The following is a 13,769-nucleotide window of genomic DNA, read 5'->3' on the forward strand; positions in this document are numbered from 1 at the left end:
TTGATAATTGTTCATTGTTTAAGGGACTTCAATTTCGTTGACGATCTTATTGATTATATCTTCTGAAGTCACATTCTCTGCCTCGGCTTCGTAAGTGATTCCAATACGGTGGCGAAGCACATCGTGCACTACAGCCCTAACATCTTCTGGCACCACATAACCGCGACGCTTAATGAAAGCGTAACACTTGGCGGCGATGGCCAGGTTGATACTTCCCCTTGGAGAAGCACCAAAACTAATTAGCGGCTTCAGGCTTTCTAAATTGTATTTTTCAGGAAAACGAGTCGCAAAAACGATGTCCAGAATGTATTTTTCAATCTTCTCATCCATGTAGACTTCCCTTACTGCCTTTTGAGCACGTGCAATTTGCTCCAGGCTTACCACCGGATTCACCTCTTCAAATGATCCTTTAAGGTTGGAACGAATGATCAATTGTTCCTCATTCATTTCCGGATATTTGATCACCGTCTTCAGCATAAAACGGTCTACCTGTGCCTCAGGCAAAGGATAAGTTCCTTCCTGCTCCACCGGGTTTTGAGTCGCCATCACAAGAAACGGACGATCCAGAATAAAGGTCTCTTCCCCAATTGTCACCTGCTTTTCCTGCATCGCCTCAAGTAAGGCCGATTGCACTTTGGCAGGTGCCCTATTGATCTCATCGGCAAGCACGAAATTGGCGAAAATAGGTCCTTTTTTAATGCTGAAATCATTCAGTTTCATGTTGTAGATAAGGGTTCCAACTACGTCTGCCGGCAAAAGGTCCGGCGTAAACTGAATTCGGCTAAAGGTACCGTGTACGGCTTTTGAAAGGGTATTTATCGCAAGGGTCTTAGCCAGCCCGGGCACACCTTCCAGAAGAATATGTCCCTGGCCCAACAGGCCAATTAACAAACGTTCCACCATATGTTTCTGGCCTACTATGACCTTCTTCATTTCTGAGCTCAGTATATCGACAAAAGCACTTTCTCTTTCGATCTTTTCATTGATACTGGCAATATCAACGGACGTGTTATGTTCCTGCATTTATAATATGTTTTTTTTATTAGGGTGAAGATACTCACATCAAGTGAACGCCGCAAATCCAGCAAATATTCAACCAAAATTTCTTAAAATTTTGTTAAAACAAAAAAGCAGCGGGGTTAACCGCTGCTCTTGAAATGCTTTATATTAGTTTTTATTATTCTCCCTGTAAATAGATAGGATCGAGTTTTACAGTAGCTCCGGCCTGAACAACTACAGGACTTATCTGAGCCTCCACTAGACCAAGACCTTCTTCAGGTGTGGCTGTTACTAAATAGGTTCCTGCAGGTAATCCGTGCAGTTCAAACTTGCCTTCGGCATTCGTGTAAGCAGATACCTCTGTTGTTGCACTCGTAGCAGTAACCAGTACATCGGAATCAGCTACCACTGTTCCGGAAATTGTTCCGGAGTTCTCTTCCCTGGAAACGCGAATAACCGGTTTCAGGTTATAGGCACCTTCTGTTGTTTGAACCACAGATTTGTCCACATCAAAATCCAGGGTGAAAATATATTCAGCATCTGCCTGCAATTCCTGATCAATATTTAATTTAAGACCTGACTGCTGTCCACTTGGTGTATTTAATACCATATGTGGACCATCTTTTTCTAAAACTATTGAATTATTTGTACCAAGAACAAGCCTCATTTGGTGAATAAATCCTGCAGGAACTTCAGATTCAGCAAGTAATTCAGTGACTCCACCGGTTAACTCAAGAAGGTTAATTACGTCTGGCTTAACATTGCCAATACTCTCCCAGCCTTCTTCTTCACTTCCTTCAACGGTGGTCTTGATAAGTACATCCTGTACATCTACCCATACTTCGGCATATTCACCGGGAGCATCGGTCAATTTTACTGCAACTTTGGCAGTTCCCTCAGAATTTGCTGAGTCATCTTTGCTACAACTAAAAAGTCCGGCAGTAAGAGCCAGACACATTACGAACAATTGATACTTTTTCATAAATAGGTTAATTTAAATTTGGGCTTCTATAACGGCAGCATTTCTGCTGAAGTATACTAAAGAAAATAGTTTAACTTTTTTTAACTCTCCCCTTACCTCCTTTAACAACACCTGCCTTAGCTTAAAAGCTTTTCTTCCTTAATTTTAAACAATGAGGCAAAAAAAATCATATTCCCGATTAATCCAAAATTTACAGGATTGGGAAAAATTTCCAAAAGGAACCCAGATACATTTATTACAACATTGTGTAGAAAGGGATATCACCAGTTTCTATACTGAAAACTTATATAAGGAAAGACTGGAAACCTCTTTGGGTACAGCGCTTAGCGAAAGTGGCCTGAGCCGGGATGAGATCCAGGTCATTTGCCGTATTTCTGACGAGGATCTCGAAAGAACCGAGCTGGAAACTCTCGTTGAAAACTGCCTGTTAAACCTTCGGACAGATTATATTGATCTCCTTATTCTTGACGATCAGGAAGAAGAAAAGCGGTTTGACTCTGAAATAGAAAAGCTCCGTTCCCGGGGACAGGTTGAAGAACGCGGAAGATATAAAGCGAATATCAACCTCCCGGAAAATGAGAATTTTCCGGAAGATATTTCTGCTCTTTTGGGAGACTGGAAAGTGTCTTCAGGTGCCATTAAAAATCTTTCAGCAAAAGATCCGGTTTCCGGTAAGATCACAGAGATCTTAAAAATGGAATTTTCCGAAGATATTCTGGGTGTTCAACTTTTGATGGAAATGGGTACTAAATATGACCTTTCTGAAAAGGAAGTAGTACTATGCTGGCTGCTGAACCATCCAAATCATTATCATCCATTAATTCATGCCAGGTCTGTTGATGCCATAGACAATGCCTTTAAAGCTCACCGCGTAAAAATGATCGGGGAGGACTGGAAAAAGTTCGCCGAAAAAATTTAACTTAAGCACAAAACACAAGCACATGAATAAAACAGCACTTATAACGGGAGCCACCAGCGGTATTGGTAAAGCTACCGCGAAAGTTCTAGCAGAAGAAGGTATGAATCTCATTATTTGCGGAAGGCGGAAAGAAGCCCTTGAAAATCTCGAAAAAGAACTGCTTTCGAAGGTGAAGGTCCACAGTTTACAGTTCGATGTAAGAAACCGGGAAGACGTGAACCAGGCGATCAATTCCCTTCCGGAAGAATTTAAAAAAATAGATATCCTGGTGAACAACGCCGGTAATGCCCACGGATTGGATCCTATTCAGGAAGGAAGTATTGACGACTGGGATGCCATGATCGACATTAATGTAAAAGGTTTACTGTATGTTAGTAAGGCGATCATTCCGCAGATGGCCGAAAGAAAACAGGGGCATATCATAAATATTGGTTCTATTGCAGGCAAGGAAGTCTATCCTAACGGGAATGTTTACAGCGCCAGTAAACATGCAGTAGATGCCATAAATAAAGGAATGCGGATTGATCTCAATGGAAAAGGCATCCGCGTGGGCGCCATTAATCCGGGTCTGGTAGAAACGGGCTTTAGTGAAGTAAGATTTAAAGGAGATTCTGAACGCGCCAAAACAGTCTACCAGGGATATGAACCTTTAAAACCAGAAGACATTGCAGATATAATCCGATTCATGGTGACAAGGCCGGTGCATGTGAATATTGCTGATCTTTTAGTGCTGCCAACCGCCCAGGCCAGTTCTACCATTTTACATAAAGAATAGAAAGTTTCCCTCCCCCATGATCAACAAACGCCTCCTCATAAAGAACCTGCTTGCGCATAACAGCGAAAACAGCTTTTATGATAAGAAGAGGCAGATCAACCTCAGCAATAAAGAAGGGAAGGCGAAATTCTTAAAACATATTTGTGCCCTGGCAAACTCCAATCCCGAGAACAATTCTTATATGGTCATTGGTGTTGAAGACGAAGATAACAGTATCAAGGGGGTGGACTTTTTTGATGACAGCAAGATCCAAAACCTGGTTAATGCCTATCTGCGGCATGCTCCGCTGGTTTCCTATGAGAACATTCCGTTCCCACATTTACCCGATGATCTGGTTGTAGGTCTGGTCACCATCAGGCCGAACAAAGGAAAATTATCTTCTCTCAAAAAGAACATCTGGAAGTATTCTTCAGGAACGGTTTTTTATCGTGAGGGCAGTATTAGTATATCCCCGGTACATGGGAATGGTGGACAGAGCGAAAATAAAGAGGTAGTTTCGGCTATTGAAGCTCATTCCCAGAACAATGTTGAAATGACCCTGGACGGGGTTTTTGATTTTTATAAAAAACATGAGGATCTCAACCCAACCTATAAAGTGTTTAAGGAATATTTCGTGGTGTGCTGGTCTGGCAAGAAAAAGGAGGTCAGGGAAGAAACCTATTACTCCCGCGTAGATATAGCTCTCATTAATGAACAGGTGAAACTTTTTTACTCCGAACTCGATGAGGTTAGTATCAAGATAACAGAGGATAATTTTTCAATTTTGGAGTATGTAAGACTGGGATTGAATCAGCAGTTCAGTTATTATCCTCTGGAAGAGGTTGAGATCATTTTCAGGGATAATGCCACGTATGAAATGAATACGCAGGTGGTGTTCAATCCTCCTCAATTTGAGAAGAAAACTCTATATCATATTTACAACACGAATCTTTCTCTTATTAATAAATTAAAAAGCGGAATTCCATTAACTCCTCACGAAGAAAAGGATCTTTTCGATTTGCCTACCACTTTTTTATTGTGCTATTTTAACGGCTTTAAAGACGCGATCGAAAAACTGGAAGATTCGAGAGAGGAGTTGAAGAGTTACAGTAAAAAACTTTTTCAGCAGTATAAGGACAGCATAAGGATCCTGCGAAAAGTAAAATACAATTAAAATGGGGAGAATACTTGTAATAGGAGACATTCACGGCGGTTTGAAAGCCCTGATACAGCTTGTAAAAAGGGCAGAGATCCAACCAGCCGACAAGCTTATTTTCCTGGGGGATTACGTAGATGGATGGAGTGATTCGGCAAACGTGGTTTCTTATCTTATTGAGCTGGCCAAACAAAATACCTGCATCTTTTTGCGGGGCAACCATGACGACCTCACGCATCGCTGGTTAAAGACCGGGGAATTAAATGATCAATGGCTGCAACACGGTGGGCAAACCAGTATAGATGCCTACCGGCAATTCAGTAATAAAGAAAAGCAGGAACATATTGAGTTCTTTGAACAAACGGTTAATTATTACGTTGATAAGGAGGACCGTCTATTTGTGCATGCCGGTTTTACAAATCAAAAGGGACCTGAAGCAGAATACACTCCCATCCCCTTTTATTGGGATCGAACACTTTGGGAAATGGCATTATGTCTAGATCCTCAGATAGATCAACAGGAAGAGCACTATCCCAAACGCCTCACTCTGTTCAAGGAGATCTATATTGGCCACACGCCTGTCACCCGAATCGGCAGGAGCAAACCATTTCAAGCAGCCAACGTGATCAATATGGATACCGGTGCAGCCTTTAAAGGAAAACTTTCTCTTATGGACATTAACACCAAAGAAGTTTTTCAAAGTGATGAGGTTTGGACCCTCTATCCCGAAGAGGAAGGGAGAAATTAAGACAAATTTTAATTTTTGGCATACATATCTTATTACCTTTGTTCATTAACCTTCTTTCAAAAGATGGTGTGGTTCTTGAACTATTGAATCTAATTTTAAGAATATTATAGAATGGCTTTAAAAAATGTGAGACTGGAAGTGATGAAGACGGTGGAGAAATCCATTGATGAATTTGTCGATAAATATCTTATTCCTGTCGAAGAAATATGGCAACCTACAGATCTTCTGCCAAACTCTCAAGATGAAGGCTTTTTTGAAGAAGTAACTCAAATTCGGGAGGAAGCAAAAGAACTGGGTTATGATTTTTGGGTTGTTCTTGTTGCCGATATGGTAACTGAAGAAGCCTTGCCCACCTATGAATCCTGGTTAATGGATATGGAAGGTGTTGAACAACACGGTGAAATGAAGGGCAAGCAGAACGGATGGGCAAAATGGATAAGACACTGGACCGGAGAAGAGAATCGTCACGGTGATACTTTGAATAAATATCTCTATCTCTCCGGAAGGGTGGATATGAAGGAAATTGAGAAAACCACTCAATATCTAATAAACGACGGATTTGATATTGGTACCGGAAGGGATCCATACCGCAATTTTGTCTATACCAGTTTCCAGGAACTGGCTACCAATATTTCGCATAAACGAGTGGGACAGCTTGCCCGTAAAAAAGGAAATAAAATGCTGGCCAAGATGTGTAATATCATCGCCGGAGATGAAATGCGCCACCACCTCGCGTACCGTGAATTTGTGAAGACCATTTTTGAATACGATCCAAGTGAGATGATGCTTGCGTTTGAAGACATGATGAAGAAGAAGATCGTAATGCCTGCGCAATTCATTCGCGAATCTGGTCAGGGAATTGGGGAAGCCTTTGAAAATTTTTCAAATGCAGCCCAACGTTTAGGGGTTTATACTACCCAGGATTATATTGAGATCCTTCAGAAGCTAAATGACTTCTGGGAAATAGATAAGATGACCGCCCTTACAGATAAGGCAGAAAAAGCGCGGGATTATCTAATGAAACTTCCGGACAGGATGACAAGGATCGCCGAAAGAATTAAAGTACCACAGGACCCGCACCAGTTTGCCTGGGTAGGTGCCAATGGAACGCTGTAAAACGACAAATCCCGCAAACAGGCGGGATTTTTTAGTTCAACCTCTTAGGAGTTGAATTTTTAGAGCTTACCTGCCAGCGTTCTCCGTAAACCGATTCGTATTGTACAACAAACTCAAGGCTATCATTGTATATAAGCCCATGTATTTTTTCCAATCCAGACCTGCTGGTTTGTGGCTGTAGTACAACCAGCTCGATTCCCTCCTTTTCGGAGATCAGGTTGCCTTCTGTGATGTTCGTGATCACAAAATAAGCAGCGTCGCCTGGAACCATTTGTTCTTCAAGATAGGTCCCCAAATCAAGATCGTAAGATCTGCCATTGATGACAACATTCCTGGAGGTGATCAACGCCGGTCCAATTCCCTTGTTCTTCAACACCAGTTTATAATTTTCTGAGAATACTGAATGATTCTCAAATTCCAGATAAGGAAGAACAGACATGTACTGCTGTTTCCTTACCAGGTTTGTTTGATACAGAAAAACCAGTAAGGTGCCAACACTAATCAAAACTGCAGTTATGCTCAAAAGTTTCCGGTTTTCCCAGAACCCTCTTTTCCTCCGCCGACTGAACTTCTTCTTAGCCATTGTTTAATTTGTTCTTTGAGTTTTTAACCAATTAAATTTAAGCGATTTACAATTACGATTTGAAAAAATTTGTGTTGGTTTTATGGTTTTTGTTCGGGAGAAAAGTTTTTTAACTGAAAAAGCATTTTCAAGGATCTTGGAAGGCCACACTTTGATTTCACACTCTTTTAGGCTACCATTTCAGCATAGGTGTTTTTATTCAGCAGGTTCAATCAAGTGTTGAATTCCTGCCCTTCCTGCTTTGCACGGTTTGCAGCCATTCCATATTTTGCTCTTCAGCATAAGTGAGACTGAATTTCTTTTTCTCCATCGGCACAAGTTTCAGCCTTAGCAAGTCTTGTTTCAGGTCATTCCCTCTAAATTAGCGGGTATTTTAATACCAGGGCTTTGTAAACTTAAGGTCGTCCCAGCTGGCTTTTTCAGCCGCCGCCTGGAAGGTAGATTCCAGAAATTGCAATAATACCTCAGAAGGATCCTCTGCTTTTTGAACTTCAGAATATGGCAAAAGGAATTCTCCCATTTCTTTCTTGTAATATGCTGTCTTTGGTAAAATAGAGGCAGAAGAAAATCCTTCAGGTTCGGGATAAGCATAACTGTAGAAAGCTGCAAAAGGAACAGCTTCATTTCCCGGCCAGAACCCACAACTGCTTACCTCCTGTGAATAAGCCTCCCGCGCCACCCGGTCCGGTAAGTTGGGAATTCCTCCGGGATGAGGCGGAGCTTTTCGACCGGAGAATCTTGTGACTGCAAGATCAAAACTTCCCCAGAAAAAGTGTACAGGACTGCATTTTCCGGTAAAGCGGGCACGAAATTCCGTAAAAACATCATTAATGAGGAGCAGTGCTTTCAACAGGTCTTCGGCTACTTCAGGAACGTAGGTCGCATGTTCCTCATCCTTATCAAAAGGTAAAGGATCGATCAATTCATTAGGGATCTTGTTTATTGTAATATGGATGTCTAATTCCTCCAGTTTCTCGAATAGCTTCTTATAAAAATCAGCTACAGAAAGGCCCTGTAGCTCGAACTGTTTTTGTTGTCCTTCATCAGCTTCCACAATAAGCCGATGATTGATGAGATCAAAGCTGATCTGAAAATGCCTTTTTTTGTACGGAAGAATTCCGGTAGTCAAACCATTCGTAACAACTTTCAGGGTCACATGCCAGGAATGGTTGATCCATGGCAGCGTTCTGAGTTTTATTTTTCCAACTATTTGAGTCCATAAGTGGAGTGTTTCGTAGGTGCCTTTTCCTTTTTCAAAAGATAATGCAGGCCAGGTTGCTTTTTCCATTGATCCCGATTTTAGTTATTTACCACTGTAGCCACAGCTCTTTGTTCTTCAGCTCCAAAGTAGCACCCAGTTTGGTCGATTCCCTCTGAAGGGTTTTGTATATCCATTCAATATCCTTTTTGGAAGCTTTTTTAAGCTGAAAATTTTTGATCTCCAGGGGAATCATTTTTAAAGCAATTAAATTCCCTGTGCTCACTTCCATTTCCGGAAAATACATGAGGGTAAGTTCCCCCCGAAACTGCTCCATTCCACTAATGCCCTCATAGTCATTAAAGAAATCACCGGCGCCGTAGATAATGAGTTTGTTTTTATAAACTTCTATTCCAAGCGGATGATGAGAGGAATGTCCAAAAACAATATCCACTCCCGCCCCGTCAATAAGCCTGTGAGCAAATTCCTTTTGAGCAGAAGGGATCTCATAACCCCAGTTCCTTCCCCAATGAATGGAAAAAACAACCAGATCTTCAGCACTGCTGAATTTTTTAACCTCTTCCACTACCTTTTTCTGTTCTTCAGCAGAAAGGTTTTCAATATAATTTACTCCGGAAATCTCCTTTTTGGCTGCCCAGTCAGGCGGAATTCCACTGCTGCGGGAACCGAATGAAAAAACAAGCAACTCCTTTTTTCCCATTTTTAACACCGAAGGTTTTAGAGCGGCCTGGTAATTTTCCCCGGCCCCTGAAAAGGAAAAATCTGCTTCCTTTAAAGTTTTCAAAGTCTCCAGTAAACCCTCTCTTCCCCAATCCAACACATGATTGTTGGCCAGGCTACAGTGGTCAATTTCTGCAACCTTTAAAGCTTCAATATTTTTTGGATGCATCCTGTAATGAATCCCCTTTCGTGGCCATGGCTCCTCATTAGTAGTTATGCTGGTTTCCAGATTGATCAATCTAAAGTCAGGAGCTTCCTCTTTCCACTTTTTTAAAGCCTCGCCCCATATGTATTTATGGGCAACAGGAATACCTATCGTACCATTCACTTTTTCGGCAAGTTTAATATAGTCCCGGGCATCTTTGACATAGGACTCATAAATAACAGGATCTACAGAATGCTGCATGGCCTGATCAATTCCCCTGCCTAGCATAACATCCCCGCATAGGAAAAGTTTGATCTTCTGTTCCTCCTCAAGTTCTGCTTCCATAGGAAAAGGACTGTTCTGGCTATTAACGGTAAGGTTTTTCGAAAACAGCAGAATAACGAGGATACATTTTGTAGACCAACCATACATCATTCCTCGGAAACTTTTCTGGGTCACCGGCTGTGCTCTTTTACTGTTTTTTCGGAACGACGATCTCCAGGATATTCCTGTTCATCGTATTAATAATAGGGGTACGGTCGTAATAAGTATAGTAACGATCAATAAGACTGTCCTTGTTAAAATGTGTTGCAAAATTCATTCGCACGCCTATAGGCTGTCCGTTAAAGACCATTTCATTGGAAAAATAGGACAATACGATAACCCCGGTTAATCCTGAATAATTGAGTTTTTGATTTGCTTTTACGGGTATAAAAACCGGATTGGTAAAAGTCATTTTCTCAATTCCGGAATTATTTTTCCAATCTTTCCACCAGTTCAGAACTTCTTCTTTTCCATTTAAAATGGTTCTGGTCTCGGCATCACCATCGGGAAAAAAATACTGCACATCATCAGCGAGCATTTCGCCCCATGCATCAAAATCAAGAGCTGCCATTCTATCCAGTGCTTCCTGGTTGAGTTCTGAATATCTATCGGAGGCCACTTCATAGTTGGACTGGTTTACCGGGGTGGATTCCTCCCGAGGCTCATTTTCCTTATTATTACAGGAACTAACCAGTATCAGGCAAAAAATTGCTGTAATTAACTTTTTCATGAGGTTAGAGATTAATTGAACAATCTCAGCAAAGCTGAAAGTAACTATAAAGATACTATTTAAACTTTTGAAGAAATAGTTAAATACCTATAAATGAACAGGTTGTAATCCTATTAGCACAACAAAAAACTGCAATCGAATTTTTATCGGAAATTATTGCTCTTGAAAGTTTCAAGATAATTCTACAAGTTTTAAAACCGTTTTCCAGTTTCTGGTGGTTGCTTGCACATCAAGTTTTTTTTCTAGAAAAGTATTAGAGAGTTTGGTGTCACTATATCTTCCGGAGCAGTATAAATAGACATTGTTTTTGATGATCCTGAATTCATCGGGTGAAACATCGAGAGAATTGATCTCCTTCAGTTTTTCTGTGTCCGGAACTTCTTTAAGAAAGGTGAGATGAAGCCTTGATACATCAGTTTCGTCCTGCTGAAAAAAGGGATTTTCAGCAATGATCGTTTTTATTTCCGCCACCCGTCGACAGATCACCGGTACTTGGAATCCGTACCTCTCAAAAATGGCTTTTTCAATAACTTCTGAAATTTTTTCTTCGGCTTCCTTTTCAGCATCAAAAATGACATTTCCACTCTGGATATAGGTTTTGACCTCCCCAAATCCCAGTTCTTCAAAAAGCTCCTTCAGATCCCTCATAATAATCTTCCGCTTTCCGCCTACATTAATGCCTCTAAGAATTGCTAAATATTTTGTCATTTTTGAAGACTTCAAGCCCTGAAGTTACTCTTTCTGATGGAAATTTTATACAAAAGAAAACCCACTTCTTTCGAAGCGGGTTTTATTATCAATTAATTATCCTAATTACTGTTTTACAACAAACTGCTTGGTAACTTCTTTACCACCATCAGTTATTTTGACAAAATACATACCGGATACAAACCTGCTATCCAGTTCCAGGGTATATAGTCCACCTCCTGAAATAGGGATCTGCATAAAGTCCTGACCATTAAAGTCGTGGACGCTTAATACAGCACCTGCAGATAGGCTGGAATTCACCTGTACGTTCAACTCCTGTGAAGCCGGGTTAGGATACAGCACCACCTGTTCTGCAGATAGCGTGTTGGCGTCTGCAGACAATACCTGTGCGGCTGTGGAAGTACATGGCCCGGGTTCATCACCATGATCCAGGTGACGTTGTTTTTGCTGTTCAGAAACATAAAGTGTTTTGGGAACTCCATTGTTTCCTATATGACATACTGGTTCTCCTCTATTGAATATATAGTCATCACACGCATCAGGTATTTTATCCTTGTCAGTGTCTATTTTGTCATCTCCATCAGGGCAAATATCGAGACAATTAGGAACTCCATCGTGATCGGAATCTAATGAAATTCCAGTGGCTGGATCCACTTGACCATCTCCTGTACATGGGGATCTCAATTCCTGATCACGACAATCTGGAACACCGTCTCCATCAGAGTCTTTTGTACCTGTGCATTGACAGGGTGCTGTTATACTGTTTCTATCATTAGGACATTCATCCTGACAGTTTGGAACACCGTCATTATCACTGTCTAAGGAAACCCCTTTGTTGTCCACTGTTGAAGGACAAGGTGAATATAACTCTGCATCATTACAATCTAAAACTCCATCATTATCGCTGTCTAATGAAATTCCTCTATTGTCTACAAGTAATGGGCATGGTGAATTTATCTGCTCATCATTACAATCGGGTATTCCATCATTATCAGTGTCAACATCTGAGAATCCACAACCGCACACACCTGGAGAAGTTTTTAACGGGTCATTTGGACATTCATCATTACAATCGGGTATTCCATCGTTATCAGTGTCAACATCTGAGAATCCACAACCGCACACACCTGGAGAAGTTTTTAATGGGTCATTTGGACATTCATCATTACAATCTAAAACTCCATCATTATCACTGTCTAATGATATACCTCTATTATCTACAATTGTTGGACAAGGGGAATTTATCTCCTCATCATTACAATCGGGTATTCCATCATTATCAGTGTCAAGATCTGAGAATCCACAACCGCACACACCCGGAGAAGTTTTTGACGGGTCATTTGGACATTCATCATTACAATCGGGTATTCCATCGTTATCAGTGTCAACATCTGAGAATCCACAACCGCACACACCTGGAGAAGTTTTTAAGCGGTCATTTGGACAGTTGTCACAAACATCTCCCACACCGTCGCCATCAGTATCAGCCTGATCTGCATTAGCAGTGGAAGGACAGTTATCGACGGCATCGCAAACTCCGTCGCCGTCTCCATCAGAGCATGCTTCACAGGCATCACCAATTCCGTTGCCATTAGTATCAGTCTGGTCAGAATTGGCAACTAAAGGACAATTGTCACAAGCATCTCCTACACCATCGCTATCACCGTCAAGTTGATCTGAATTAGCATTAGCGATACAATTATCACAAACATCTCCTTCTCCGTCAGCGTCACCGTCGGCTTGATTTGCATTTGCATTAGTTACACAATTATCACAGGCGTCTCCTAGTCCGTCACCATCAGTATCAGTTTGATTGGCATTTGCAATAGCAGAACAATTATCACAAGCATTTCCCACACCATCGCCATCATTATCGGCCTGATCTGCATTAGAAGTGGAAGGACAGTTGTCACAGACGTCTCCCACTCCGTCACCATCATCGTCAGCCTGATCTGCATTAGAAGTGGAAGGACAATTGTCACAAGCATCTCCTACACCATCGCTATCACCATCAAGTTGATCTGCATTAGAAGTGGAAGGACAGTTGTCGTCTGCATCACAGATTCTGTCACTGTCAGAATCAAGGCAAGCGGGACATCCACTAACTTTCACAGGTATCACTTCACTGGTGCAAACAAAAGTGGATTCCACTATTCTCTCCACTTGAATATCTAAAACTGTTGTGGAAGGCTCGAAAGGGCCAAATGGAACAAAGATATTCATGGATTCAATTGGGGCTCCATATCCAGATCCAGTAGAAGGATCAATCACATGCACAAATGCAGAAGTTGCTCCCTGGAAATCAGTTATGCCTACAAATAAGTAGAATTGTGGACAATTATTGGTATCCTCAGCATAGGCAATAATTGGAGTTTCAGTGGGAGCACAAGTCTGAGAATTAGAAGTAATTCCGACTATTAACATCAAGAACAAAATAATTTTTTTCATAATAATGACTTTAGTAAATGGAGGCGATTAAACAAATACATATCTTCCTCTACTGTAAAAAATAACAGCAGTATAGGATCCACTAAAGAGGGCTACAAAAAAAGGGGAGGAAGAACAACAGAAAAGGGAAGAAGGTCCTGCTGCTAATCTTTGCCAAGATAAAGAGAATTTTCAGGAGAAATATTAAGGGTTTTCCCCCATTATTTACCACAAAACAC

General features: G+C 41.2%; 13 protein-coding genes. 5 read left to right on the top strand and 8 right to left on the bottom strand.

What is annotated here, in order from left to right:
• Positions 1-18: 18 nt before the first annotated feature.
• Both ACNORC_RS01785 and ACNORC_RS01790 read right to left on the bottom strand, forming a co-directional pair.
• Entirely contained in the window at positions 19-1,023 is a 1,005-nt protein-coding gene (locus ACNORC_RS01785; protein ID WP_418333872.1) for an AAA family ATPase, read from the bottom strand.
• A 154-nt stretch (positions 1,024-1,177) separates the two neighbouring features.
• Positions 1,178-1,981: a DUF4382 domain-containing protein gene (locus ACNORC_RS01790; protein WP_418333873.1), complete on the bottom strand. Its 804-nt coding sequence runs from the start codon at positions 1,979-1,981 to the stop codon at positions 1,178-1,180.
• A gap of 151 nt (positions 1,982-2,132) precedes the next feature.
• On the opposite strand from ACNORC_RS01790, the gene ACNORC_RS01795 reads away from it, so the two are divergent.
• The 5 genes from ACNORC_RS01795 to ACNORC_RS01815 all read left to right on the top strand — a co-directional run bounded on the left by ACNORC_RS01795 (position 2,133) and on the right by ACNORC_RS01815 (position 6,674).
• Positions 2,133-2,900 (top strand): aldo/keto reductase, encoded by a 768-nt coding sequence (locus tag ACNORC_RS01795; protein WP_418333874.1) that lies wholly within the window; start codon positions 2,133-2,135, stop codon positions 2,898-2,900.
• A 22-nt stretch (positions 2,901-2,922) separates the two neighbouring features.
• A complete protein-coding gene (locus ACNORC_RS01800; protein ID WP_418333875.1) occupies positions 2,923-3,675 on the top strand; it encodes an SDR family NAD(P)-dependent oxidoreductase in 753 nt (250 codons plus the stop codon).
• A gap of 16 nt (positions 3,676-3,691) precedes the next feature.
• A complete protein-coding gene (locus ACNORC_RS01805) occupies positions 3,692-4,828 on the top strand; it encodes an ATP-binding protein (protein ID WP_418333876.1) in 1,137 nt (378 codons plus the stop codon).
• A gap of 1 nt (position 4,829) precedes the next feature.
• Complete coding sequence (locus tag ACNORC_RS01810) at positions 4,830-5,558, top strand: metallophosphoesterase family protein (RefSeq protein ID WP_418333877.1); 729 nt, start codon at positions 4,830-4,832, stop codon at positions 5,556-5,558.
• A gap of 111 nt (positions 5,559-5,669) precedes the next feature.
• Positions 5,670-6,674: an acyl-ACP desaturase gene (locus ACNORC_RS01815; RefSeq protein ID WP_418333878.1), complete on the top strand. Its 1,005-nt coding sequence runs from the start codon at positions 5,670-5,672 to the stop codon at positions 6,672-6,674.
• Between the two features lie 31 nt (positions 6,675-6,705).
• Here the strand turns inward: ACNORC_RS01815 and ACNORC_RS01820 are convergent, their stop codons facing one another.
• The 6 genes from ACNORC_RS01820 to ACNORC_RS01845 all read right to left on the bottom strand — a co-directional run bounded on the left by ACNORC_RS01820 (position 6,706) and on the right by ACNORC_RS01845 (position 13,551).
• Positions 6,706-7,197, bottom strand: coding sequence for a hypothetical protein (locus ACNORC_RS01820; RefSeq protein WP_418333880.1), 492 nt, complete (start codon positions 7,195-7,197; stop codon positions 6,706-6,708).
• 433 nt (positions 7,198-7,630) lie between these two features.
• Positions 7,631-8,545, bottom strand: a complete 915-nt coding sequence (locus ACNORC_RS01825; RefSeq protein WP_418333881.1) for a DUF5996 family protein — start codon at positions 8,543-8,545, stop codon at positions 7,631-7,633.
• Between the two features lie 19 nt (positions 8,546-8,564).
• Positions 8,565-9,686: a CapA family protein gene (locus ACNORC_RS01830; RefSeq protein WP_418333882.1), complete on the bottom strand. Its 1,122-nt coding sequence runs from the start codon at positions 9,684-9,686 to the stop codon at positions 8,565-8,567.
• A 127-nt stretch (positions 9,687-9,813) separates the two neighbouring features.
• Positions 9,814-10,395 (bottom strand): nuclear transport factor 2 family protein, encoded by a 582-nt coding sequence (locus ACNORC_RS01835; RefSeq protein WP_418333883.1) that lies wholly within the window; start codon positions 10,393-10,395, stop codon positions 9,814-9,816.
• A gap of 171 nt (positions 10,396-10,566) precedes the next feature.
• Positions 10,567-11,103, bottom strand: coding sequence for a DUF1697 domain-containing protein (locus tag ACNORC_RS01840; protein WP_418333884.1), 537 nt, complete (start codon positions 11,101-11,103; stop codon positions 10,567-10,569).
• Positions 11,104-11,208: 105 nt separating this feature from the next.
• Positions 11,209-13,551, bottom strand: coding sequence for a thrombospondin type 3 repeat-containing protein (locus ACNORC_RS01845; RefSeq protein WP_418333885.1), 2,343 nt, complete (start codon positions 13,549-13,551; stop codon positions 11,209-11,211).
• Between the last annotated feature and the right edge of the window lie 218 nt (positions 13,552-13,769).

Source organism: Salinimicrobium soli (assembly GCF_048323655.1).
GTDB classification, from domain to species: Bacteria; Bacteroidota; Bacteroidia; order Flavobacteriales; family Flavobacteriaceae; genus Salinimicrobium; species Salinimicrobium soli.